Source organism: Phenylobacterium sp. SCN 70-31 (assembly GCF_001724605.1).
GTDB lineage: Bacteria > Pseudomonadota > Alphaproteobacteria > Caulobacterales > Caulobacteraceae > Phenylobacterium.
In genome coordinates this window covers 1-23,611 of record NZ_MEEX01000048.1, presented here as the reverse complement: position 1 = coordinate 23,611, position 23,611 = coordinate 1, and the positions used below count along the sequence as shown (strand labels likewise).

At 66.7% G+C, this 23,611-nt stretch carries 27 protein-coding genes and 1 pseudogene; 23 read left to right on the top strand and 5 right to left on the bottom strand.

What is annotated here, in order from left to right; translation table 11 throughout:
• The first annotated feature begins 20 nt into the window (after nucleotides 1–20).
• On the top strand, nucleotides 21–320 hold the full coding sequence (locus tag ABS78_RS23980) for a heavy-metal-associated domain-containing protein (protein ID WP_363083853.1): 300 nt from the start codon (nucleotides 21–23) through the stop codon (nucleotides 318–320).
• 20 nt (nucleotides 321–340) lie between these two features.
• Nucleotides 341–790, top strand: a complete 450-nt coding sequence (locus ABS78_RS22950; RefSeq protein WP_293385255.1) for a DUF411 domain-containing protein — start codon at nucleotides 341–343, stop codon at nucleotides 788–790.
• Between the two features lie 44 nt (nucleotides 791–834).
• Here the strand turns inward: ABS78_RS22950 and ABS78_RS22945 are convergent, their stop codons facing one another.
• Nucleotides 835–1,884: a type II glyceraldehyde-3-phosphate dehydrogenase gene (locus ABS78_RS22945; protein ID WP_293385252.1), complete on the bottom strand. Its 1,050-nt coding sequence runs from the start codon at nucleotides 1,882–1,884 to the stop codon at nucleotides 835–837.
• A gap of 424 nt (nucleotides 1,885–2,308) precedes the next feature.
• Between ABS78_RS22945 and ABS78_RS22940 the strand changes: the two genes are divergently transcribed.
• From ABS78_RS22940 to ABS78_RS22895, 10 genes are all read left to right on the top strand, one after another.
• Entirely contained in the window at nucleotides 2,309–4,039 is a 1,731-nt protein-coding gene (locus ABS78_RS22940; RefSeq protein ID WP_293385249.1) for an FAD-binding oxidoreductase, read from the top strand.
• A gap of 1 nt (nucleotide 4,040) precedes the next feature.
• Entirely contained in the window at nucleotides 4,041–4,727 is a 687-nt protein-coding gene (locus tag ABS78_RS22935; protein ID WP_293385246.1) for a hypothetical protein, read from the top strand.
• Nucleotides 4,724–5,419, top strand: a complete 696-nt coding sequence (locus ABS78_RS22930) for a cytochrome c3 family protein (protein WP_257817706.1) — start codon at nucleotides 4,724–4,726, stop codon at nucleotides 5,417–5,419. The genes ABS78_RS22935 and ABS78_RS22930 overlap by 4 nt, the downstream gene beginning before the upstream one ends.
• 240 nt (nucleotides 5,420–5,659) lie before the next feature.
• Nucleotides 5,660–6,934 carry a hypothetical protein gene (locus ABS78_RS22925; protein WP_293385243.1) on the top strand — a complete coding sequence of 425 codons (1,275 nt, stop codon included), beginning with the start codon at nucleotides 5,660–5,662 and terminating at the stop codon, nucleotides 6,932–6,934.
• An 85-nt stretch (nucleotides 6,935–7,019) separates the two neighbouring features.
• Entirely contained in the window at nucleotides 7,020–8,387 is a 1,368-nt protein-coding gene (locus ABS78_RS22920) for an MBL fold metallo-hydrolase (RefSeq protein WP_257817709.1), read from the top strand.
• On the top strand, nucleotides 8,384–9,907 hold the full coding sequence (locus tag ABS78_RS22915; protein WP_293385240.1) for a thymidine phosphorylase family protein: 1,524 nt from the start codon (nucleotides 8,384–8,386) through the stop codon (nucleotides 9,905–9,907). Before ABS78_RS22920 ends, ABS78_RS22915 begins: the two co-directional genes overlap by 4 nt.
• A 1-nt stretch (nucleotide 9,908) precedes the next feature.
• Entirely contained in the window at nucleotides 9,909–10,796 is an 888-nt protein-coding gene (locus ABS78_RS22910; RefSeq protein WP_293385237.1) for a ribose-phosphate diphosphokinase, read from the top strand.
• Nucleotides 10,789–11,241 (top strand): MgtC/SapB family protein, encoded by a 453-nt coding sequence (locus tag ABS78_RS22905; protein ID WP_257835851.1) that lies wholly within the window; start codon nucleotides 10,789–10,791, stop codon nucleotides 11,239–11,241. Before ABS78_RS22910 ends, ABS78_RS22905 begins: the two co-directional genes overlap by 8 nt.
• A 66-nt stretch (nucleotides 11,242–11,307) precedes the next feature.
• Nucleotides 11,308–11,877, top strand: coding sequence for an SRPBCC family protein (locus tag ABS78_RS22900; protein WP_257835850.1), 570 nt, complete (start codon nucleotides 11,308–11,310; stop codon nucleotides 11,875–11,877).
• Between the two features lie 13 nt (nucleotides 11,878–11,890).
• Nucleotides 11,891–12,154 (top strand): hypothetical protein, encoded by a 264-nt coding sequence (locus ABS78_RS22895; RefSeq protein ID WP_066680672.1) that lies wholly within the window; start codon nucleotides 11,891–11,893, stop codon nucleotides 12,152–12,154.
• Here the strand turns inward: ABS78_RS22895 and ABS78_RS22890 are convergent.
• Nucleotides 12,151–14,502: a heavy metal translocating P-type ATPase gene (locus tag ABS78_RS22890; RefSeq protein WP_293385234.1), complete on the bottom strand. Its 2,352-nt coding sequence runs from the start codon at nucleotides 14,500–14,502 to the stop codon at nucleotides 12,151–12,153. The two genes, ABS78_RS22895 and ABS78_RS22890, sit on opposite strands and share 4 nt — an antisense overlap.
• A 92-nt stretch (nucleotides 14,503–14,594) precedes the next feature.
• Here ABS78_RS22890 and ABS78_RS22885 point away from each other — a divergent pair, with 92 nt between their 5' ends.
• The 5 genes from ABS78_RS22885 (at nucleotide 14,595) to ABS78_RS22865 (ending at nucleotide 16,893) form a co-directional block, all read left to right on the top strand.
• Nucleotides 14,595–14,873: a metal-sensitive transcriptional regulator gene (locus ABS78_RS22885; protein ID WP_066680674.1), complete on the top strand. Its 279-nt coding sequence runs from the start codon at nucleotides 14,595–14,597 to the stop codon at nucleotides 14,871–14,873.
• 131 nt (nucleotides 14,874–15,004) lie between these two features.
• Nucleotides 15,005–15,310: a hypothetical protein gene (locus ABS78_RS22880; protein ID WP_066680675.1), complete on the top strand. Its 306-nt coding sequence runs from the start codon at nucleotides 15,005–15,007 to the stop codon at nucleotides 15,308–15,310.
• Between the two features lie 91 nt (nucleotides 15,311–15,401).
• Nucleotides 15,402–15,776 carry a hypothetical protein gene (locus ABS78_RS22875; protein WP_293385231.1) on the top strand — a complete coding sequence of 125 codons (375 nt, stop codon included), beginning with the start codon at nucleotides 15,402–15,404 and terminating at the stop codon, nucleotides 15,774–15,776.
• Between the two features lie 338 nt (nucleotides 15,777–16,114).
• On the top strand, nucleotides 16,115–16,516 hold the full coding sequence (locus ABS78_RS22870) for a four-helix bundle copper-binding protein (protein WP_293385228.1): 402 nt from the start codon (nucleotides 16,115–16,117) through the stop codon (nucleotides 16,514–16,516).
• Between the two features lie 17 nt (nucleotides 16,517–16,533).
• Nucleotides 16,534–16,893, top strand: a complete 360-nt coding sequence (locus tag ABS78_RS22865; RefSeq protein ID WP_293385225.1) for a DUF305 domain-containing protein — start codon at nucleotides 16,534–16,536, stop codon at nucleotides 16,891–16,893.
• A 66-nt stretch (nucleotides 16,894–16,959) separates the two neighbouring features.
• On the opposite strand, the gene ABS78_RS22860 is transcribed toward ABS78_RS22865, so the two are convergent.
• On the bottom strand, nucleotides 16,960–17,490 hold the full coding sequence (locus ABS78_RS22860) for an acyltransferase family protein (protein ID WP_293385222.1): 531 nt from the start codon (nucleotides 17,488–17,490) through the stop codon (nucleotides 16,960–16,962).
• A 7-nt stretch (nucleotides 17,491–17,497) separates the two neighbouring features.
• Nucleotides 17,498–18,115 carry an acyltransferase gene (locus tag ABS78_RS22855; RefSeq protein ID WP_293385219.1) on the bottom strand — a complete coding sequence of 206 codons (618 nt, stop codon included), beginning with the start codon at nucleotides 18,113–18,115 and terminating at the stop codon, nucleotides 17,498–17,500.
• 421 nt (nucleotides 18,116–18,536) lie between these two features.
• On the opposite strand from ABS78_RS22855, the gene ABS78_RS22850 reads away from it, so the two are divergent.
• The 4 genes and pseudogenes from ABS78_RS22850 to ABS78_RS22835 all read left to right on the top strand — a co-directional run bounded on the left by ABS78_RS22850 (nucleotide 18,537) and on the right by ABS78_RS22835 (nucleotide 22,641).
• A complete protein-coding gene (locus tag ABS78_RS22850) occupies nucleotides 18,537–18,977 on the top strand; it encodes a periplasmic heavy metal sensor (RefSeq protein ID WP_257817718.1) in 441 nt (146 codons plus the stop codon).
• Nucleotides 18,974–19,546 (top strand): RNA polymerase sigma factor, encoded by a 573-nt coding sequence (locus ABS78_RS22845; protein ID WP_293385216.1) that lies wholly within the window; start codon nucleotides 18,974–18,976, stop codon nucleotides 19,544–19,546. Before ABS78_RS22850 ends, ABS78_RS22845 begins: the two co-directional genes overlap by 4 nt.
• 121 nt (nucleotides 19,547–19,667) lie before the next feature.
• Nucleotides 19,668–21,502 (top strand): annotated as a pseudogene (locus tag ABS78_RS22840) (copper resistance system multicopper oxidase).
• Entirely contained in the window at nucleotides 21,499–22,641 is a 1,143-nt protein-coding gene (locus tag ABS78_RS22835; RefSeq protein ID WP_257835842.1) for a copper resistance protein B, read from the top strand. Before ABS78_RS22840 ends, ABS78_RS22835 begins: the two are co-directional and overlap by 4 nt.
• Nucleotides 22,642–22,677: 36 nt before the next feature.
• Here ABS78_RS22835 and ABS78_RS23975 read toward each other — a convergent pair whose 3' ends face one another.
• Nucleotides 22,678–23,007 carry a hypothetical protein gene (locus tag ABS78_RS23975; protein ID WP_363083845.1) on the bottom strand — a complete coding sequence of 110 codons (330 nt, stop codon included), beginning with the start codon at nucleotides 23,005–23,007 and terminating at the stop codon, nucleotides 22,678–22,680.
• 4 nt (nucleotides 23,008–23,011) lie between these two features.
• Here ABS78_RS23975 and ABS78_RS23970 point away from each other — a divergent pair, with 4 nt between their 5' ends.
• Together ABS78_RS23970 and ABS78_RS22825 are read left to right on the top strand one after the other, a co-directional pair.
• Nucleotides 23,012–23,227, top strand: coding sequence for a DUF305 domain-containing protein (locus ABS78_RS23970; protein WP_363083843.1), 216 nt, complete (start codon nucleotides 23,012–23,014; stop codon nucleotides 23,225–23,227).
• A gap of 74 nt (nucleotides 23,228–23,301) precedes the next feature.
• The gene (locus ABS78_RS22825) at nucleotides 23,302–23,547 is read left to right on the top strand and encodes a heavy-metal-associated domain-containing protein (protein WP_257817721.1); all 246 of its coding nucleotides are present in this window, start codon (nucleotides 23,302–23,304) and stop codon (nucleotides 23,545–23,547) included.
• Nucleotides 23,548–23,611: the final 64 nt, after the last annotated feature.

Below are 23,611 nucleotides of genomic sequence, written 5' to 3'. Positions count from 1 at the left end.
TGTCTCCGCGCGCCGGCCTCTTGCAACCCCCGCCGAGCACGGCTCAGATCAACCCAGGACTCTCGTTACGACTGGATGAGAAACGGGGGTCACGTCACGGACACTGTGTCCAAGCTGTAACCGCCGCCATCAACGCGCTGGATCCAGCCGCAGAGGTCGCCATTGACCTGCCCAGCAAGCGGGTCGATGTGCGGTCTGACCGCGAGCCGTCCGCGGTGGCGGGGGCGATCAGCAAGGCCGGCTATACACCCGCCTTCTACCAACAGGACGCGGCGGCCCCGACAAGCAGCGGCTCCTGCTGCTGCGGCCCGCGCCGCTAAGTCCCAAGGAAATGACAGAGATGCTGACTCGCCGATACCTGCTGGCCGCCAGCGCGGCGCTTGTGTCCGGAGCACCCGCCCTCGCGGCGAGCCCGCCGCCTGTGACGGTCTACAAGACCGCCAGCTGCGGCTGTTGCAAGGGCTGGATCACCCACATGCGCCGGTCGGGCTACCTTATGAAGGAAGTGGTCGTGGAGGACGTCAGTCCGATCGGACGCAAGCATGGCGTGCCATTCGAGCTGTCGTCATGCCATCTCGCGACGGTCGGTGGCTATGTCCTGGTCGGCCACATACCGCCGGCCGACGTCGCACGCTTGCTGCGCGAGAGGCCGAGAGCCCTAGGCATCGCCGTTCCGGGCATGCCTTTCGGGTCTCCCGGCATGGAGTCCCCAAGGGGTGAGGTCGAGGCCTACCAGACGCTGCTGCTCATGCCGGGAGGCAAGACGCGGGTCTTCGCGCGCCATGGCTGATCTAATTGTGAGCGGCGGCGCCGCCGCCGCTAGGGATGCGAACGCTAGCCCCCAGCCGGGTTGAACGGATCGCGCGAGATCTGCAAGGCCTCGTCGGTCGCGCGTATCGATGCGGCCCCAGAGGGCTCGCGGCCGGCGAGCGCCCGGATGGCGTCGATCGTCTCAGGCACAACAATGGCCTGGTTGTCGACCATGTAGGTATAGAACACCTCATCGCCCTCCACGCGCAGCATGTCGGACCAAAGCGCAACCTCGTAGAGATCGCCCCGGGAGCGGCCGAGGTCCGCCATCAGCTCCTTGACCGCATTGATCGCGGCTAGGCCATAGCTGTCGGGCATGAGGAAAATGCGGGGTGACGCGCGGAAGGCGTCCAGCACCTCCTCCTTCGGGGCGCTTCGGGAAAGCTGAACCGACCAATAGTGGAGGTGGGCGATCGTCTCGGGGACCTTGACGGCCATGGTCAGCACATCGAGGTCCGGGTCGACCGTCTGAGCATCAGGACCTTGGTGGCTCGGGATCTCCGGTTCCGGGACGAGGGTGTTGATGATACCGCCAAGGTGACTCTCCCACGGGTCGGTGGCGCGCCGCATGAGCGTGCCGCGCGCGCGCCGGAGCAACCCAGCCCGCTTCAGGGCGGTCAAGGTCCGCACCGTCGCCGTCGTATTGCAGGAGACGACGCGGGTCGCGTCGAGGCCGACTGCGCTTTGATAGTTGGACTCCGCGACGAAGGAGTGACCGGTGACGCTGTGCTTTTCGCCGCCCTGCACGATGAACTTCCGGCCGAGTTGGCGATAGACCGGCACATTCTCCGCAGCGACCCGCTTGGGCGTGCAGTCTACGACGACATCGACGGTTCCAAGCAGATCCTGCAGACGCCCTTCCACGGCAATCCGATTTGCCGCGAGGTGCTCATGTGCTTCGGACGTGGCGGCGAACAGTGGGATATCCTTGCGGTGCAGGGCCCGCGTCCGCCAGTCTGCTGCGACGTCGGAGACGCCCACCAGGCGCATATCAGCCTGAGCACGCACAGCATCGGCAACACGTTTGCCGATCACCCCGTAGCCGTTGACGCCGACCCGAATCTCCCCTGCCATCTGGCACCTCCTCTTTTCGCTGGCCCCCCAGCAGCGCCTGGTGGGCGCTATGGCGGAGCCTTCTGTTGCTGTGGCGCTGTAAGGGACGCTCCATCGCAGCGTCTCTTACGTCTTGCCTTCAAAGCGGCCGAGCCTTTCGGCTAGAAGCGTTGCTATGGATAAGGGATCTGACCTGCATATGCACGGCACCCAGTCGGCGCCTCTCGTCACAGCCCTAAGAGCCGCCACCATCGCGGCTGTGGCTCTAACCGCCGCAACACCATCCACCTTCGCCTGGGCGCAGGCCCCCGCCGAGGACCACGCCGCTCATCATCCGCCGCCAGCTGGCGCGAACCCCGATGCGGCCTCAGGGATGAGCGGAATGAAGGCCCCCAGCCCCACAATGGGCGCCGGTCCCCCAGCGGCGCCTGCGGCGGCCGGCGGTATGGGCGGCATGATGGGAGATATGATGGCGCCCTCTGGCATGGGCGGGGGCGCAGGCGAAGGCGCAGCGGGTTGCTGTGGCCCCATGGGGCCCAAGCCGTTCTACGCGTCTATGATGGACTTTCCGAAGCTCACCGACGAAGCCCGCGCGCGGATCCGGCCTGAGGCGCTGACGCGACTGGGATCAGGGTCGCAGGCGGTCACGGATGGGCAGGCGGCCCTGCATCGCGCCCAGGCGGCCAATGACGCCGCTGCCGCGCTCACCGCGCTGCGCGACGTCAGAGACGGTCTTTCGTTGGCGCAAAGCGGGGCCGGCGCGCTTCGGGCGCTCGAGGCGGGCCAGTCGCCTGAACAGACCGCTCTGGCCTGGTTCCGACACGAGATGACGCTGCCCCCGGCGGACCGCTCAGAGATGGCTGGCGGCTTTCGCGGTCTCTCCTGGCTGCACGTTCTGCTCATGATCCTTCTGGGCGCCGCTCTTACGGGGGCGCTCTGGCTGCAATGGATCCGCGCGCGCCGTGTGGGGGCGCTGGCCGAGCGGCTGACACCCGGCGCTCCAGCTGAGCCATCGACCGCTGAACCCGCAGCTTCGCCGGATTCAGCCCCTGCTGTCATGTCCAAGGCGGCAGAAGCCGGAGCGCCCGCGCGGCGTCCCTGGATCGGCGTCCTGCGGATCAAGGCGATTTTCGACGAAACGCCCGGCGTGAAGACGTTCCGGCTGATGGAGCCAAACCTCGGCCCGTTCCCGTTCACTTTCCTTCCGGGACAGTACGCGACGGTCACCTCCGAGATCGATGGCAAGAAGGTCCGCCGATCCTACACCATCTCCTCTTCGCCCACGCAACGGGACTACATCGAACTGACCGTGAAACGTGAGCAATACGGATTGGAGTCTCGCCACCTCCACGACCGCGTCGACGCCGGCGATCTCATCGAGGTGGCCGCCCCCGCCGGGAGCTTCTTCTTCACCGGTCAGGAGGCGGAAGGCATCGTCCTGATCGCTGGCGGGGTTGGCATTACGCCTATGATGAGCGTGCTGCGCTATCTCACGGACCGCGCCTATCCCCACGACATCTACCTTCTCTACGGGGTGCGCACGCCCGCCGACATCATCTTCCGCGAGGAACTGGCGCATCTCGCGCGCCGGCACCCGAACGTCCACGTCACGACTGTCGTCTCTCAGCCCGAAGGGACCGAATGGGCTGGTTCAGTGGGGTTCATGACGCCCGAGTTCATCATCGCGGCCGTTCCGGAGATCGTCCGCCGCCGGGTCCATCTCTGTGGCCCGCCCGCGATGATGGAAGCGGTCAAGGGCGTCCTTCGCGGAATGGGCGTGCCCGACGATCAGGTGAAGACGGAGAACTTCGCGCCCCCGAAGGGTGGTCCAGTTCTGGAAACCCAGCCCCCCGCAGCCGCGGTCACGGCCGTCGTCGATGTCGCAGTCGTCTCTCCCTCGGCCCCGCCGTCGGCGCAGGCGACGGTGACCTTTTCCAAGTCCAACAAGTCCGGACGCCTGGCGCCCGATCAGTCGGTGCTGGAGGCCGCCGAGGCCATCGGCGTCGCCATCGACTACGAGTGCCGGGTCGGGATCTGCGGCCGCTGCAAGGTGCCACTGCGGCAGGGATCTGTGAGCATGGAGGTCCAGGATTCTCTGACGGAGGGGGAAAAGCGCGACGGGGTCATTCTCGCCTGCCAGGCGAAGTCCGTCGGCGACCTCGTTGTGGACGCGTGACATGACGCGAAGTGAGAAAGTCATTGTGGAAGGCCTGCTGAGCGCACTTGCGCTCACCGCGCCCGCCTTCCTGTTGCATTCAGCGCCGCGGTTTCCCGGGAGCTTGGCCGGCGGGGCCCTGGGCATAGCCGCAGCTGTGCTCTTTGTCGCCCTACTGGCGTACGCCCTCGTGAAGCGGCAGGGGCGGGTGAAGGCGCTGCTCAGCGCGCGGCGGGTCTCCCTTGGCGCGATTCTGACCTTCCACGTCTATGCCGGGGCGATCGGCGCGGTGCTGGGCGTCCTGCACTCAGGTCATAAGCTAGTGAGTCCCCTGGGGGTGGGGCTCATGGTCTCGATGCTTCTGGTCGTCGCCACCGGCTTTGTCGGACGCTACTTCCTCGTCGAGCTTGGCCAGGATTTGCGGGATCAACAACGCCAGCTCTCCGTGCTGAGGGATCGCTATGACAGCCTCGCGCTGTCCGCCGTCGGCCTGAAGGATGAGGTTGTGGTCGATCCCTCCGGCCTCAAGGTCAATCACCTGCTAGGCGCCATTTCCGACCTGGAGTTCGCCATCGGCGCCCGCGAGACTTTGAAGCGCGCGCTGAACCGGTGGGTGGTCACCCACATCCTCGCCGCCATCGTCATGTACACGCTGCTCGCGCTGCACATCTGGTCCGGCGTCTACTATGGACTGAGGTGGCTCCCATGAAGCTGCCGGGCCAGATCTACGCGGCGCTGAGCGTATTCGGCATGGTCTTCGTCGCTGGGGTCGTGTGGACGCTTTGGCAAGGTGGCAGCCACGCCTTGCCTGGATGGACGGGCGCGGTGCGGCCGGGGGCCCTTTCCGAGGCCCACGCCTTCCTGGGCGACAAGTGTGAAAGCTGCCATGCGCCAGTCGAGGGCGTGACCGCGCAGAAGTGCGTCACCTGCCATGCGCCGGCGCCGGAGTTGCTGATGAAACCCGCGACCGCGTTTCACCAGAACATCGGGGACTGCAAAGGCTGTCACGTCGAGCACCAGGGTCGCGCCGTCCGGCCCACCAAAATGGATCACGCTGTGCTCGAGGCGGTCGCACGGCGGCGCGATGGCGGCTCGGGGAGCCTGCAGTGCGCCACGTGCCATGCGGTTCAAGATCCTCACGGCGGCTTCTTCGGCAAGCAGTGCGCCAGCTGTCACCAGACCGAGAGCTGGGAGATCAAGACCTTCCTCCATCCGAGTCCCAAGTCCACTGACTGCGCGCAGTGCCACAAGGCGCCGCCCAGCCACTACATGATGCACTTCGAAATGATGGACCGTCCCATCTCAGGCCAGAAGGGGGCTCGGGTCGAACAGTGTTACCTCTGTCACCAGACCGACTCGTTCAACAACATCAAGGGCGTTGGCATGGTAAAGGTACATTGACCCGGACGTATCACGACGTTGCGACTGCCCTAGATTCCCGACGTTGCTCATGAACCGTTTCAGCCATCTCTGCGCCTCCGGCCGAGGGACTTGTCGAGCCCGCCTGGGTCGCCGGCAATTCCATCGCCGCAATCAAGATCGCGATCAATGCGGGCGACGCGCCCGCCGAGCGGGTAGCGAAGATGCCGGGTTCTCGTCTGTTTCGTCCGGCTGATGTCGACTGGCTTAGAGGGGAGGGGCATGACCCACGACGATCGAGGTGTTGAAAACCGCGACGCCGTGCTCAACCGTGAGTGCTTCTGCATCACGCTGGATCGTGCCAGCCTCGTTGCGGCGATCCAGGCCGAAGCGCTGGACGCCGACCTCGCAGCGGCTCTGCTGGACGGCCGGCCGCACCTTTTCGCCGAAATGCCGGTGTTCCTCGCGCGCGCGGATCTGGACGCCATGCTTGCGGTCGTCGATGCGATCGAGGCGGCGGCCAGCGACCCCACCTATCAGGCGGCGGTGATGGCCTGGGCGCCCGAAATCGCGCGGCATGACTTCGGGCCCCGCGGCGTCTTCACGGGGTACGACTTCCATCTCGGCGCGAGCGGGCCGAAGCTGATCGAAGTCAACACCAACGCCGGCGGCGCCTTTCTGAACGCCTTCCTCGCCCGCGCCCAGGGTGCGTGCTGCCGCGAGGCGCGAGACGCAATCGAAGCGACGCCGGCCGCGAATTTCGAGGCGGCCGTGTGGCAAATGTTGGAGCAAGAGTGGCGGTCTCAGGGTCGCGCCAGTCAGCCGCGCACCCTCGCCATCATCGACGATCGCCCGACCGAGCAGTACCTCTTCCCTGAGTTCCTGCTCGCCCAGCGCGCGTTCGAGCGGCGCGGCCTGAAGGTCAGGATCGTCGATCCTGCAGAGTTGTCCTTCGCCCAGGGCCAGCTTCGGCACGGCGACGAAGCGATCGATCTGGTCTACAACCGGCTTGTCGACTTCGCGCTGGACGGCGAGGGACACCGGGCGCTTCGTGACGCCTATGTGGCGGGCGCTGTCGTTCTCACGCCTAATCCGCGCAACCACGCCCTCCTGGCGGACAAGCGGAACCTGACGGTGCTGTCCGATCCCGCCGCGCCCGCCGGTTGGGGACTGTCGCCCACCCAGCAGCGCAGTCTTTCGGCAGTGCCTCGAACCATCCTGGTGACCCCGGAGTCCGCGGAGGCCCTGTGGTCGGCTCGCAAACGCTACTTCTTCAAGCCGGCCGGCGGCCACGGCGGCAAGGCGGTCTATCGCGGCGACAAGATGACCCGCGGGGTCTGGGAGGAGGTGCAGCGCGGCGGCTATATCGCCCAGGAACTGGCCGCACCGACCGAGCGGCGCATTAGAATCGACGGCGAGGTCCAGGCGCTCAAGCTTGACGTACGTCTCTACACCTACGCCGGCTCGCCGCTCCTCGCCGCGGCGCGAGTCTATCAGGGGCAAACAACGAACTTCCGCACGCCGGGCGGCGGCTTTGCGCCCGTCTTCGTCACCTGAACGGGCGGAGAGCGGGCGCAGCTTTGATCTGGGGCAAGGGCGCGGCCGGCGGGGCGCGTATTCTGTAGCAGGGAGCGGAGGGCGCATGGCCAAATTGACGCTGACGTCGCTAGGCGGCGCGGGAACGGTGACGGGCTCGAAGCACCTGCTTGAGCTTGGGGGGCGAAGCCTGCTCGTGGACTGCGGGCTGTTCCAGGGTCTGAAGGCCCTGCGCCTCAAGAACTGGGAGCCGCTGTCCCGCGAGGCGGCCTCCATCGACGCCGTGGTGTTGACCCATGCGCACCTCGATCACTCCGGCTACCTGCCACGGCTGGTGCGAGAGGGCTTCCGAGGCCCAATCTACTGCTCGGCGGCAACGGCCGATCTGGCGGAACTCCTGCTGCTGGACAGCGCCAAGATCCAGGAAAGCGACGCCGAGTTCGCGAACCGGCATGGCTTTTCCAAGCACAAGCCCGCGCTCCCGCTGTACGGCAAGCATGACGCCGAACGCGCCATTGGCCAGCTCCGGCCCGTCGCCTTCGGCAAACCGGTGGACCTTGGACATGGCGCCACGGCCACGTTCCGCTACGCGGGCCACATCCTGGGCGCCGCAACCGTCGAGATTCGATGGGGCGGGAAGACCGTCGTCTTCTCGGGGGACCTCGGCCGCTACGACGATCCGATCACGCCCGATCCCGAGCCCGTGCCGCACGCCGACTACCTGATCGTGGAGTCCACCTATGGAGACCGTCGCCACGATCCGGTGGCGCCAGCGCAAGCGCTGCTGCAGGTGATCGAGCGCACGACCGCGCGGGGCGGCACTGTCGTGATTCCGGCGTTCGCCGTCGGGCGCGCCCAGGAGCTGCTCTACCTGCTATCGAAACTCAAGCAGGATGGGGCGCTGCCGTTGACGCCCATCTATCTCGACAGTCCCATGGCGACTGATGCGACCGATCTTCTGTGTCGCCATGGGGCCGATCACAAGCTGAGCGAGGATGTCTGCCGGGCATCTTGCGAGGTCGCGACCTATACGCGCGACGTCGAGGAGTCGAAGGCTCTAAGCCACAACAGCATGCCCAAGGTGATCATATCGGCCAGCGGCATGGCGACCGGCGGGCGCGTGCTGCACCATCTGAAGGCGTACGGCCCCGACGCCCGCAACACCGTGCTCTTCTCAGGCTATCAAGCGGCCGGAACCCGCGGGCAGGCGCTACTCGGGGGCGCCCGCGAAGTGAAGGTCCACGGGCAGTGGATCCCCATTCGAGCCGAGGTGGCGAACCTCCCGATGCTCTCGGCCCACGCGGACGTGGACGAGATCATGCGGTGGCTGGCCGGCTTCAAGCGCCCGCCGGCCCGGACGTTCATCGTCCACGGGGAGGATGACGGCCCAGTCGGACTGAAGGCGCGCATCGAGGCGGACCTGGGGTGGGATTGCACGATCTCCGCTCAGGACGAAGCCTACGGCCTGTCGTGACCGTGGAGGCGCAACCCCGTTCTCCCACACCGACCCTGAAGGCTCGGCGGCTGGGACTGTTCACCCAGGACGACGCCGTCGTTCTCATGCGTTCGGACTGCCACGTCTGCCGCTCCGAGGGTCTCGGCCCGCGCTCGCAGGTGTTGCTAATGGCGAATGGGCGCGAGGTGCTCGCGCTTCTCTACCAGGTGTCCGACGGCCTTCTTGGCCATGGGGAAGCGGGCCTGTCGGAAGCCGCCTGGGCGCGGCTGGGCATCGCCGAGGGGGCGGAGCTCACCGTGCGCCATCCGCCGCCCCTCGGCTCCCTCTCGGCGGTCCGGCGTCGGATCTACGGACAGCGGCTCGATCTGGCGGCGCTCCAGTCGATCGTCAGGGACGTCGCCGCCGCACGCTACACGGACGTTCACCTTTCCGCCTTTCTCACTGCCTGCTCGGCGCTCCCCCTGGACCTTGAGGAGACGGTCGGCCTCACGCGCGCGATGATCGAGGTCGGCGAGCGGCTGACCTGGCCGTCGCCGATCGTCATCGACAAGCACTCGGTCGGCGGGCTTCCGGGCAATCGCACCACCCCGATCGTCGTGGCCATCGTCGCGTCGCACGGTCTGCTGATGCCGAAGACATCGTCGCGCGCGATCACCAGTCCCGCCGGAACGGCTGACACCATGGAGACGCTCGCGCCCGTCGACCTGGACGTCGCGGCCATGCGGCGCGTGGTGGACCGCGAGGGCGCCTGCCTGGTGTGGGGCGGCTCGGTCAGCCTCAGCCCCGCCGACGACATCCTCATCCGGGTGGAGCGGGTGCTGGACATCGACACGCGAGGCCAACTGATCGCCTCGGTGCTGTCGAAGAAGATCGCCGCCGGATCGACCCACATCGTGATCGATATACCGGTGGGCGCGACGGCCAAGGTCAGGACCGACGACGCGGCGGCCGAACTCGCCGCGGAGCTGACCGAGGTCGGGCGCGTGTTCGGCGTGGAGCTGCGGTGTGTCATGACCGACGGCGTGCAGCCGGTCGGGCGCGGGATCGGTCCTGCGCTGGAAGCGCACGACGTTCTGGCCGTGCTGAAGAACGACGCCCAGGCTCCGCAGGACCTGCGGCGGCGCGCCTGCGTGCTGGCCGGCGCCGCGCTCGAACTGGCCGGCCGAACCGCCGCCGGGACAGGCTTCGCGCTTGCCGAGACGACCCTCGCGGACGGCCGGGCGTGGGCGAAGTTTCAGGCCATTTGCGAGGCTCAAGGCGGGCTGCGGCAGCCGCCGAAGGCCGCCCTGACGCACCCGGTTTTGGCATCCCGCGCAGGGCGGCTGACAAGCATCAACAACCGGACCCTAGCCAGGCTGGCCAAGCTCGCGGGCGCCCCGGACGCCAAGTCGGCAGGGGTCATGCTGCACGCGCGACTGGGCGACGACGTCGCCCAGGGACAACCGCTCATGACCGTGCACGCCGAAGCGGAAGGCGAATTGGCCTACGCGCTCGAATTCGCCGCGGCGAACCCCGACATCGTGCAATTGGAGGCCTGACATGCGTCTCATGCTGGCTCTGCCGGGCCATGAAGCCTTCGCCGCCAAGCTCGCTGAAGCCGCCGGCGCCGAGCTCGGGCGGCTCGAGACGCGCCAGTTCCCCGATGGCGAGCACTACGTTCGCATCTTGGACAACCCGGCCGGCCGCCAGGTCGACATCGTCTGCAGCCTGGTGCGCATCGACAGCGTCATCCTGACGCTCCTGTTCGTCGCTGCGGCCGCGCGTGAGCAGGGCGCCAAACGGGTGACGCTGGTCGCGCCGTACCTCGGCTATATGCGCCAGGACAAGGCGTTCAAGGCGGGGGAGGCGGTGACGTCACGCGCGTTCGCGCGACTGCTTTCGGGCGCCTTCGACCGGCTGATCACCGTCGATCCCCATCTACATCGCTTCAAGGCCCTCAGCGACCTCTACACCATCCCCTGTGTGACCCTGCATTCGGCCGACCTGCTCGGCGCCTGGATCCGTTCCGAAGCCCCAAATGCGCTGGTGATCGGACCGGACAGCGAGAGTGAGCAATGGGCTTCGGACGTGGCCGCGGCCGCTGACGCCCCGGTGGTCGTGTTGCGCAAAGAGCGGTTCGGCGATCGCGACGTCAGGATCACCTTTCCCGACCTCACCGCATTCGCGGGCCGTCAGCCGGTGCTGATCGACGACATTGCGTCGTCCGGCCGTACCTTGACGGCGGCGGCCCGCGAGCTCGGCTTGCGGGGGTTCCCGCCCCCGATCTGCGCCATCGTGCACGCGATCTTCGGGGGCGACGCCCTGACCGAGGTCGCCGGCGCTTCGGCGCGCGTCGTCTCCACCGACGCAGTGCCGCACGCCACGAACGCCATCTCCGTGGCCCCGCTCATCGCGACCGTCCTGCGCGAGGAAGTCGCTGATGTCTGATCTCGACCTGGTCCTTCGGGTCGTCGCCGCCGCGGCCGTGGGCTTTCTGATCGGGCTCGAGCGGTCCCGACGGATCCGCTTCGTCGGCGCGCGCACTTTCGCGTTGATCGCCACAGCCGGCGCCATGGCCGGCATCATCGCCATGCGGCTCCACAGCGACGACGCGCGGGTCATCAGCACCGTGCTCCAAGGGGTGCTGATGGGGGTCGGATTCGTCGGCGCCGGCGTGATCATGCACCCGGCCTGCGGCCGCTCGATCCACGGCGTGACGACCGCCGCAGCGGTCTGGGTATCCGCGCTCGCGGGCTTCGCCGCCGGCCTCGGGGAGTGGCTGCTCATGGCGCTGGGCGCTGGACTGACCTTTATTCTCTTGATGGCGCCGGAGCCGTTCGCCGCCAAGACCCCGGCGGCGGAGGAAACGAAGGACAAAGCCCCGCGCCGCTAGCGCACTGGCGCGGTCGCGCCTGCGCCTCTCCGGCCGGCGTCACGCTACGATCGATTGGAGGTCGCCATGCCGAGAGCCAAGTCCGTTGGACCATCGCTGACCGGGGCCGGTGGCGGCGCCCGGCCCCAGGTCGGTGCGTTCCGCCATCGCCGCGAGGCGACCGCTCGGACGCCCGCGAGGCCGCGGGCCGTGTTCGACCGCCTGGACGACCAGACCCGGTTGGCCGAGCACATGGGCCGACCGTCCGTGATGATGGGCGGCGGTCGTATGACCTACGAGTTCGACGCGGGGCGTGGCCAGGCGGTGGGCTCGCACATCCGCATGGGCGGCGCGGCGTTTGGCTTGTCGCTCTTTGTCGACGAGGTGGTCACGGTCCGCGACCCGCCGCACCGTAAGGTCTGGCGCACAACGGGGGAGCCGAGGCTCCTGGTCATCGGCGGATACGAGATGGGCTTCGCCATCACCGAAGAGGGGGCCGGTTCGCGCCTGTCCGTCTGGATCGACTACGCCCTGCCGAGCCGGGGGTGGGCGAGGTGGCTTCCAGCCCTTGCGGGGCTTTACGCGCGCTGGTGCGTGCGTCGGATGGTGATCGACGCCGTCCAGCATTTCGCGTCGACCGAACGACAGTCGGCGTAGCGAGGGCTCACGTATGCGATGGCTGGCCAGCGCGCAGGCTCATCTCACATCGACGAAAGGGCTCGCCGCCGCCGTGCTCCTCATCCTGACGAGCTGCTCCGCAGAGCCCGGCGGCCCGCGGTCTGGCGAGGTCGCGCCTGCCGCCGCGGCGGACGAAATGGGGGAACCCCACGACCAGTCCGCCTTCGGGAAGGACCCGTCGCAAACCGACATCATGTCGCCGGACGAACCCGATTTGCACCCGGCGCCGCCGGCGGACGGGACCCGTCCGCGCTAGAGCTTCACGCTTCGTAGCCGCAAGGCGTTGGTCACCACGCTGACGCTGGACAGCGCCATGGCCGCCGCCGCGATCGCCGGCGAGAGCAGCCAGCCAAACACCGGGTAGAGGACGCCGGCCGCTACCGGCACGCCCGCCGCATTATAGACGAAGGCGAAGAAGAGGTTCTGGCGGATATTCCGCATCACGGCGCGGGACAGCCGCCGCGCCTTGACGATCCCCTGCAGATCGCCCTTCAGGAGGGTCACGCCCGCGCTCTCAATGGCCACGTCGGACCCCGCGCCCATGGCGATCCCAACTTCGGCCGCCGCCAGCGCCGGCGCATCGTTCACGCCATCTCCCGCCATCGCCACCTTGCGGCCCTCGGCGCGGAACTTCTCGACCACGGCCGCCTTGTCCTGCGGTAGAACCTCGGCCTCGACTTCGTCGATGCCGAGCTTGCGGGCCACGGCGAGCGCCGTGGTGCGGTTGTCGCCGGTCATCATGACGAGCCGCACGCCTTCGGCCTTCAGGAGGCGAACGGCTTCAGGCGTGGTGGCCTTGATGGGGTCTGCGATGGCGAACACCGCTGCAGCCTGTCCGTCGACCGCCATGAAGATTGCCGTAGCGCCGTCAGTGCGGAGCGACTCTGCCTGACTATCGAGTTCGCCGGTGATGACCCCCTGTTCCTTCAGAAACTTGCCGGATCCGAGCACCAGACGCCGCCCGTCGATCGAGCCCAGAACGCCCTTACCGACGGGCGAGTCAAAGTCGGACGGCTCTGAAAGGCTTAGCTTGCGATCGCTTGCGGCGCGGAGGATGGCGTCCGCGAGGGGATGCTCACTGCCACGCTCGAGGCTGGCGGCCAGGCGAAGCACTTCGGCTTCGTCCCAACCCGCGGCGGGCACGATGGCGGTGACCGCTGGCCGCCCCTCGGTGAGAGTTCCGGTCTTATCGATCACCAACGTGTCTATCTTTTCGAACCGCTCTAGGGCTTCGGCGTTTTTGATGAGCACGCCGGCCCCGGCGCCGCGACCGACCCCCACCATGATCGAGATCGGCGTCGCCAGTCCAAGTGCGCACGGGCAGGCGATGATCAGCACCGAGACCGCCGCGATGAGGCCGAAGGCAAACCTCGGCTCGGGACCAAAGACCCCCCAGCCGGCGAATGCCAGGACAGCGATCACGATCACCACTGGGACGAACCAGCCCGAGACTTGGTCGGCCATGCGCTGGATCGGCGCCCGAGAGCGCTGGGCCTGGGCGACCATGTGGACGATCTGCGACAGCAGGGTGTCGGCCCCGACCTTCTCGGCCCGCATCACGAAGGAGCCGGTCTTGTTGATCGAGCCGCCGACGACCTTGTCGCCCGCTTCCTTGGTCACGGGCATCGATTCCCCGGTGACCATCGACTCGTCGATCGAGACGCGGCCGTCCACGACCTCGCCGTCGACGGGGACTTTCTCGCCCGGCCGCACCCGCAGCTGGTCGCTCACCAGGATCTGGTCGAGCGTGACCTCTTCGTCAGTCCCATCCGTCCGGACCCGTCGCGCGGTCTTGGGCGCGAGGTCCAGCAGGGCCTTGATCGCACCCGAGGTCTGCTCGCGGGCCCGCAGTTCCAGCACCTGACCCAGCAGCACGAGGACCGTGATCACGGCCGCGGCTTCGAAGTAGATTGCAACGCTGCCATCGGTGCGCCGGAACGCCGAAGGGAAGATGTGCGGCGCCAGCGTGGCCACGACGCTGTAAGCCCAGGCCACCCCGATCCCCATGGCGATGAGGGTGAACATGTTGAGGTTGCGAGTCCGCAGGGACGCCCAGCCCCGTTCGAAGAAGGGCCAGCCGGCCCACAGCACGACGGGGGTCGCCAGGGCGAGCTGCACCCAGTTCGACGTCGTGGGCGAAATCCAGCGGTGCAGATCGAGAACATGCGCGCCCATCTCGAGCGCGAGAACGGGCAGGGTGAGGACGAGACCCACCCAGAACCGGCGGGTCATGTCGATCAGCTCGGGGTTCGGACCGCTGTCGGCGGTCGCGGTTTCCGGCTCGAGCGCCATGCCGCAGATGGGGCAGTTGCCCGGACCCTCCTTTCGGATCTGGGGGTGCATCGGACAGGTGTAGATCGTCCCTGCCGGCGCCGCAGCGGACGGGCCTTCATCCTTGGTCAGGTATTTCGCCGGATCGGCGACGAACTTGGTGCGGCACCCGGCCGAACAGAAGTGGAAGGTCTGCCCCGCATGCTCCGCGTGGTGCGGCGTGGTCGCCGGATCAACCGCCATGCCGCAGACCGGGTCGGTGACCGCCACGTCAGCCGCCTGGCGGTCCCTGGGGTCAGCATGATGATGGTGGGTATGGCCTTGACCGCTCATGGGGCCTCCTGTTCGGCGTATATATACCCCAGTGGGGCATGGATCAAATCGCGGCTTTCTGTATATTGCCGCACCGAGCGGCGGAGGCTTTGATGGAACGCACGAACAAGCCACGTCTGATCAACCGGCTGAACCGGGTTGAAGGGCAGGTGCGAGGCATCTCCCGCATGGTGGAGCAAGATCGCTACTGCCTCGACATCCTGACGCAGTTGCACGCCGCGAGGGCGGCGCTGCGCCGGGTTGAGGGCGAACTCGTGAAAGACCACCTCGAACACTGCGTCGCTGGTGCGATGGCGGCCAGCGGCGACGTGGCGGAGCGCGAACAGAAGACAGCCGAGCTGGTCGAACTGATCGGCAAGCTGCGGAACTGATGGCGCTGGCGTCCCGCCGCAGCGGCGCTTGATCGATATCAAGGTTGGGTTTGGAGGGAACGCTAGGGTTTGGCATATTTCAATCGAGGGCACGGCGAGCCGCTGTCCGCCGACCAGCAAAGGACACACCCATGCGTACCCTATTCGTCGCCATCGCGGCCCTCGGCCTCGCCACCGCCAGCCAGAGCTACGCGCAGCCGGAACACGGAGATCACAAGGCCGCGGCCGACGCCACCGTTTCGGTCAAGGATCCCGCCAACCCAACCCACGAAGAGTGCAAGAGCGTCATGGGCCGGAAGATGGACGGCCGGGTCATGCATGACCACGCCTCCATGAAAGGCACCCCCGGGGTCATGAAGATGAAGCCGCTCAGCAAGGCCGAGATGGATAAGATGCACGGAAAGTGCGCCGCAAAGATGGCTGAAGCCAAGAAGTAGGAAAGCGGCCGACCGGCTGCGCCCTTCATGCTGCAGCCGGTCGGCCTCACTTTATCTGCCGCTTCGTTGACCCACCGACAGGACGCGACCCATGACCCATCTCTTGCCGCCCCGTCTGCTAAAGGCCTTGGCTGGCTCCGTCGCCTTGGCGGCGATCGGCCTGGCCGGGTGCGAGCAGAAGACGGAGGCTCCGGCGCCCGGCGCCCCGTCGCCCGTCGTCACGGCTCCGGCGACGACGCCCGGCGCCCCGGGCGAAGCCGGCGAGCATCATTCCAGTTCGTCTCAAACCCTAGAAGAGGCTCGCGCCGAGGGGCACCGTGAAGGGATGGAGATGGAACGCGACGCGCATGAGCGCGGAATGGAGATGGGCGCCAAGGCGCATGCCGACGGCATGGGCGCCAAGAACGACGGCTCCATCCCGATGAAGAAGGCGGATCCGCCGATGAAGATGGACGGACACATGTAGGTGGCGGCGTCGGGTCCGGCCCTGTGCATTTCTGCCGTAGCGCAAGAGCACGGGATGTTGATGACGCTTAGCCCGGAGCCGAGCACTGACAAACTCCCGTACGTTTCCCATCTCCGGCAAGCTAGCTGTGAGGCTTCGCGTGAGCGTCACTTCGCTCCCATGATGAGTTCACCCCCACCCGCTTGAGCCCGGAAAGACGAGCGGCAATACGCACGCGGAAGGCTGCTCCCTCGGTTTTTCAGTTCTACGGACAAAAGATTCGCTCCTCGGCCCGTGCGGCGGAACGGAACTCCAGAATGAGGGTTCAGCGGCCATCCACCTGCATATGGATGACGGCCATGCACGCCCATGAAATAATAAGTACGCACCCCCAGGTGCGCGGAAACACAAACGACAGCCTGATCCGCTGCATCGAGGAATGCTTCGACTGCGCTCAGAGCTGCACGTCGTGCGCCGATGCCTGCCTGGGCGAGGAGATGGTCGCGCAGCTGACCCAATGCATTCGCCTGAACCTCGACTGCGCCGACATTTGCACGGCCGCTGGCCACATCGCATCACGCCGCACCGGCTCAAACGAACCGATCATCCAGAGTGTGCTGAGGGCATGCGAGGAGGCCTGCCGGCTCTGCGCAGAGGAATGCGAGCGTCACGCCAGCATGCATGAGCACTGCCGCATCTGCGCCGAATCGTGCCGGCGCTGCGAACAGGCCTGTCAGGCCGCCCTCCAGACGTTTCACTGATCGCAAAAGGCTCCCAGATGAAAATGATCGCCATCGTTGCGGCTGCGGCCGCGCTGCTCGCCGCACCGGCCCTCGCTCAGCAGGGCCCCACCAGCATGCAGCACGGCCAGATGGCCCAGCAAGACTACATGAAGGGCATGCAGGACATGCATCAGAAGATGATGGCTGCCAACGACGCCGATGCCGATCGGGCCTGGGCGCTCAAGATGATCGAGCACCATAGGGGGGCGATCGCGATGTCCGAGGCGGTGCTGAAGCATGGCGACGACGCGGAGGCCAAGCAGATGGCGCAGAAGTCGGCGGAGATGCAGCGCAAAGAGATCGCCGAACTGCAGGCCTGGCTCGACAAGCACGGCGGACGCGCGCCGAAGCCCTAAGCAGATCAGCCGCGGGCTCCTTGCGCCCGCCCAGGCCGATCAGATCGCTCGCCCTTGGACCCTGACCTAGATGTCAGGCGGCTGGGAGCCTGGTCGCATCTGGGCCCGAGTCTCAGGGGCGGGCCAAAGGCGATCCGCCCGGCGACGAATCCAAGCACGGGCCGGACCCTCGAACAGGAGGTGAAGGGCGATGGCCGCCAGAAGCGACAGCGCCAAGAGCGCGGCTACCTCCCACCAGCCGAGTACATAGCCGCTGTCGCGCCCCTGGGCGGCCGACCAGACGCCCTTCCAGGCGATCAGGATGGGCATGTGGACGAGATAGAGCGCGTAGGAGGCTTCGCCCCCGAGGCGGGGCCAGCGCGCCTTGAGGACACCCTCGGCCTGTACCTTCGAGAGCATAGCCAGAGCCAGTACGAGCGGGCCCGCTGCAGCGACGATCCATCGGTCGTCGGCCTTCAGGTGCATCAGCGCGACGAGAAGAATCGCCGCCGCCCCGGCGAACAGGACGGCGGCCCGGCGACCAAGCAGCAGGCGTTCTCCTAAGCGGTAGAGGGCCACGCCGTAGAGGAATTCGGGGATGATGCGCAGTATGCCCATGCTCGCTTCAGCGTGCACTACAATGTCGTCGAACAGGGCTTGGTAGACTTGGTCCAGCGCCAGGCGCTAAGAGCAGCATCGGCCGGCGCCGAAGCTTCAGACCGATCCACGCAAATACCGGGAAGGCGAGATAGGCGAACCACTCGGCGGACAGCGACCAGGACGGACCGTTCCATTCGGCTTTCACCACCTCGGGAAGCCAGGCGTGGACGAGGAGCAGTGTCGTGACGAGGCCGGCGGGATTGTAGAGATTGCGGTCGAACTCAGCGCCCACCAGGCTCGCCGTGGTGACCATGACCAGCACGAAGGCGAGCACAGCCAGGTGCGCCGGGTAGATTCGGGCGAAGCGGGCGATCAGGAACCTGCCATAATTCATCCGGTTTCCGGCGATCGCATCGCGATAGGCGTGGGTCAGGACAAAGCCGGAGAGGATGAAGAAGGCGTCGACCCCGAGCCGCGCCCGGTCGAAGAACCCGGTCGACGACATGGCGTCCCAAGGCCACTGCAGCTGATAGTGGAAGAGCACCACCCCCAAGGCCAACAAGAAGCGTACGCTGGTAAGAGCCGGGAGATCGGCTGGAAACACGCCTCCAGCCTCGCGCGCTTCGCTTTCGCGACGAACCATTGCAGCCCCCCAGCTCCCGACCTCTATAGGACATACGCGGGACGGCGCCGCCGGCCCTCAGTTGAGGGGAGCCCACCAGATCCTGCGTATAGAGTCATGACGGATGATCGGGGTGTTGCGATGGACGACAGACTTGATGACGAACTGAGAGCGCTTCGATCGGAGCCGCTACCCGCCGGCTACCAGAGCCTGGAGGCGAGGGTCTGGCAGGGCATCGAGCGCGTGCGCCAGGCCCGGGCGGCCGCCCCAACGCTACTGGCCGTACGGGCCGCGGCCGTCGTCGGCGCGCTGGGATTGGGCGTGGCGAGCGGCGGCGCGACTGCGGTCGCCGTGGCCGCGCAATCCCAGGAGGTGTCCGCTTTCTCCACGAAGGCGGAGCTCGCCCCCTCCACCCTCTTGGATCACCACTGGATCACCACGGATGAGTTTCTTCAGCCGTGGGCTGATCCTCACGCTGCTCCTGACGGTCATCGCGGCCGTCGGGGGAACCTGGATTGGCGCGCGCTACATCTATGACCAGCGCCACCAGCCTTCGCTGCATGAGTTCGTCCACGAAGAGCTGAAGCTCGCCCCCGAGCAGCGGAAGCGGCTCGACGTGCTTGAGCAGGATTTCGCAGTGCGTCGCCGGGCGCGGGAGGCCGAACTGCGCGCCGCCAACGCCGAGCTCGCCCGGGCCATTCAGGTGCGTCACGAGTATTCGCCGGAGGTGAAGGCCGCGGTCGAACGGTTCCACGACGCCATGGGGGCCCTTCAGAACGAAACCATCCTGCACGTCCTGGCGATGCGCACCGTGTTGACGCCGGACCAGGCCGCGCAGTTCGACAAGCGTGTCGCTGAGGCCCTCACTGAACAGGCGCCGTGACGCTTCAGGAAGAGACGGACGCCGATCTCGTCCGGCGCGCGCGGGGCGGGGAGGATCGGGCGTTCACCACGCTCATGCGTCGGCACAAGCCGTCGCTGTATGGCTTCGTGCGCCGCTACGTCGGCGACGCCGACGCGGCTGTCGATGTCGTGCAGGAGACCCTCGTCGCGGCGTGGAAGGCGCTCGCGCGTTTCGACGATCTGCGGGCGTTCCCAGTCTGGCTGCGCGCCATAGCCCTTAACAAGTGCCGCGATCGCGCCCGCCGTCTCGCGGTTCGTCGGTTCATCCTGGGAGAGAAGGACGACCAATCAACCGAGGCGCAGGCGCAAGCGGATCCGGCGCCCGACGGGGAGGAGTCGGTCGTTGCGGCGCAGCGCCGGGCCATCGTCCAGAAAGCCGTCGACCGCCTACCGATCAAGCTCAAAGAGCCGCTGCTACTGACCTATTTCGACGAGCTCACTCAGCAGGAAGCCGCCGCGCTCCTGGGGGTGACCGTCAAGACCGTAGAGACGCGCGTCTACCGGGCCCGCCAGCAGCTTGCGGAGCTTATCGACCGATCGGCGATTTAATCCTCAGAAGTTCAGGGGCAAGCGCCCCGAGCTGCGTAGAGTTTGTGTGGGCGGGGCGCTTGACCTTCCCGCGGGGGGAAGCCCCATCACCTCGTCTGTTGTTCCGATCGTAGGATTTCGAATGTCCAGGCCACGACCTGACCTTGACCGCCGCGCCCTGATCAAAGGTGCGGCCATCCTCGGGGGCGGGGCGGCGATCAGTTCGCTGCTGCCCGCCTGGGCGCAGAGCGCGACCCCGGGCCTAGTCTCGACCCTGCCGACCCTTTCGGGCGAGGACATCAAGCTGACGATCGGCCACACACCGATCATGATCGACGGCAAGCGCCGCCACGCGGTGACGATCAATGGGACCGTGCCCGGTCCGCTCATTCGTCTGAAAGAAGGTCAGCGGGTCCGGATCGCGGTGACGAACACCCTCGATGAGGACACCTCGATCCACTGGCATGGGCTGCTGGTGCCTTTCGAGATGGACGGCGTTCCGGGGGTCAGCTTTCCCGGCATCCGCCCCGGCGAGACCTTCGTCTACGAGTTCCCGATCATTCAGTCAGGCACCTACTGGTACCATAGCCACTCGGGTCTGCAGGAGGCGGAGGGCCACTACGCCCCCATCGTCATCGAGCCGGCGAAGCCCGATCCCGTCGCTTACGACCGCGAGCACGTCTTGGTGCTAGCCGACCATAGCGAGATGCACCCGCACCTGATTTTCAAGCGGCTGAAGCAGCAGGGCGGGGTCTTCAATTATCAGCGCCAGACGATCGCCGGCCTGCTTGCCGGCAAGGACCAAACCCTCGGCGAACGGATCGAATGGGCCAAGATGCTCATGGATCCGACCGATATCTCGGACGTCACCGGCGCGGTGATGACCTTCCTCGTCAACGGCCACGGCCCCAAGGACAACTGGACCGGGCTCTTCAAACCCGGCGAGCGGGTGCGCCTGCGCTTCATCAACAGCGCCGCGCAGATGGTCTTCAACGTCCGCATTCCCGGCCTGAAGCTCACGGTCGTCGCCGCCGACGGCCAGAACGTCCGCCCTGTCGAGGTGGACGAGTTCCAGATCGGCAACGCGGAGACCTACGACGTGATCGTCCAGCCGACGGAGGATCGCGCCTACACGATCGTTTCGGAGGCGATCGACCGCTCTGGCATGGGACGGGCGACACTGGCGCCCCGTGCCGGCATGAGCGCGGCCGTGCCGCCGCTACGTGAGCGGCCCATCCTGACCATGAAGGACATGGGCATGGACATGTCGGCGCACGCCGGCATGGGCGCTACGGGCATGGCTGGAATGGACCATTCCAGCATGCCGGGGATGGATCACGGGGCCATGCCGGGCATGGCGGCCGCCGGGCCGCCGCCCGGCATGGCGCCGCGGATGTGATGGGCGACATGGGCGGCATGGACATGAACATGCTGGACTGGTCGAAGGCCCCTCAAATCAAGAAGGGGCCGGGCGTGCAGATGATCGCGCCCATGCCGATGGATCGCACCGGCGATCCCGGCCTTGGGCTGGAAAGCGTCGGTCATCGGGTGCTGGTCTACAAGGACCTCATCGCGCTGGATCCCAACCCCGACCCCAGGCCGCCGGATCGCGCGATGGACATCCATCTCACCGGCAACATGGAGCGGTTCATCTGGGGCTTCGACGGCTGGAAGTTCAGCGAGAACCCGCCGGCCTATTCCTTCCGGGCCGGTGAGCGGGTGCGCGTCACCCTCGTCAACGACTCGATGATGACGCACCCCATCCACTTGCACGGGCACTTCTTCGAACTTGTGCACGGGCCGGTCGGCTATCTGCCTCGCAAGCATACGGTGAACGTGATGCCGGGCGGCAAGGTGTCGTTCGATTTCACCGCCGAGGGCGGTGACTGGGCTTTCCACTGCCACATGCTTTACCACATGCACGCGGGCATGTTCCAAGTCTTCAAGGTGCGTCCGGTCGAAGGAGCGGCGGCATGATCCGGACCTCCCTCCTAGCTCTGGCGCTGGCCAGCTCGGCCACAGCCGCCGCCGCCCAGGCCGCTGATCCCCACGCCGGTCACGCGATGCCGGCGCAGCCCGCCGCGCCGGCGGATCCGCGTGCAGGTCACGGCATGCGCGCCGCACCGAAGCCGTCGGCCGACCCCCATGCGGGCCACACGATGCCGGAGCCGCCGAAGGCCTCGAGCCCATCGCAGCCGACCCAAGGCGCCGCCTCAGCAGCACCCGTGGACCCCCATGCCGGGCACGCCATGCCCGGCCAACCTGCGGCTCCCGCCGATCCGCATGCCGGACACACCATGCCGGGCCCAGCGGACCCTCATGCGGGACACACGATGGCGCCGATGGAGGGCGGCCAGACCGCGACCGGCTTGCCTGTCGGCAATGCGCCGGCGCCGGCCGTGATCACCGACAACGTGGCCGATCAGGTCTTCGGGACGGGGCCGATGCAGCGCGCCCGGGGAATCCTCGCGCGCGAGCACGGGGGCGTACGGATCGCGAAGCTGATGCTCAACCTCGCAGAGTACCAATCCCAGCCACCGGGCGGCGGCTATCGATGGGATGTTGAAGGCTGGTACGGCGGCGACATCAACAGGTTTGTCTTCAAGTCCGAAGGCGAGGGCTCTGGAGGCGAGGGGGTCGAGCTCGCTGAAGTTCAGGCACTCTATTCCCGCGCAGTGGCTCGTTATACCGACGTGCAAGTCGGAGTACGTCGTGACTTCGGGTCCGGAAATTCGCGAACCTACGCGACAGTCGGGGTTGAAAGCCTCTTCCCCTACTGGTTCGAAGTCGAAGCCGCAGCGTTTTTGTCGGATCGCGGCGACCTGACTGGGCGGGTCGAGGGAACCTACGACCTGCGACTAACGCAGCGCGTGATCCTTCAGCCGCAGGCAGAGTTGAGGCTTTCGGCGCAGAAGCTCCCAAGACTCAACACTGGCTCCGGAATCACGCACGCAGAACTCGGGCTCCGCCTCCGCTATGAGATTCGCCGCGAATTCGCGCCTTACATCGGTGTAGCTTATGAGCGCGCCTTCGGGGGGACCGCGGATTTCCTGCAGTCTGCCGGGGAGGACGTCGAGAGCACGACGTTTGTGGTCGGACTTCGTGCGTGGTTTTAGGTTGGTCTGAGGTGAAGGCGACGGGAACAAGACGTCTCACGCCCGGCCGATAGGGCAGGTGTTGCCTGACGCGTTCGGAAGATAGGGAGGTTTGCAAGCAAGGCTTGCGCTCTCGGGAACAGCATCTCTCAGGAGGCTGACGTGAAAGACGCACACCACGGCGAGTCCGGCATGAGCGCGAAGGAGGGTCGGCATCACTATGTGATGCTCGCCATCAATCTGGCTCTGAGCCTGGCGGTTATGTATTTCGCCATGTTCACGATGATATTCGGCTGGGGCGAATTCATCCAGAACATCAACTTCTTCTACATGGCGCTCGTAATGTGGGCTCCCATGGCCATCATCATGTTGCTGCTTCGCCGCCATCTTCGTGCTCTCGCTGATCGGCATCCGGGCGCAGGGCCTGGTCGGCGATCGCCAGTTCGTGCAGTCGATGATCCCGCACCATTCCGGCGCCCTGCTGATGTGCAAGGAAGCCTCGCTCAAGGATCCCGAGCTGCGCGCACTCTGCTACGGCCCCGGCGGCATCATCGAGTCGCAGACCCGAGAGATCAATCAGATGAAGGCAATCCTCGAGCGCCTTTAGGCGCGCCGGCGTCTTGACCTTCCCATCGTTGGAAGCCCTACCTGTTGCGGCGAGGCTTTGACCAGGAGGTTTCCATGCTTCGCTATCAAGTTGACGACATGAGCTGCGGCCATTGCGTGCAGGCGATCACCGCGGCGGTGAAGGGCGTCGATCCAGCCGCCCAGATCACTATAGATCTGCCGAGCAAGTCGCTGGAGGTCGCGACGACCGCGGCCGACTCGGCCGTGCGCGACGCCATTCGGGAGGCGGGCTACACCCCGCAGGAGGCTCGGAAGGCCGCGCCTACCGCGAAGGCGTCCTGTTGCGGCGGTCGGCGCTGACCCTTGGAGGCTGATAGTCGATGATACTTCGCCGTAACCTGCTTGCCGCCGCAGCAGCCGTCCT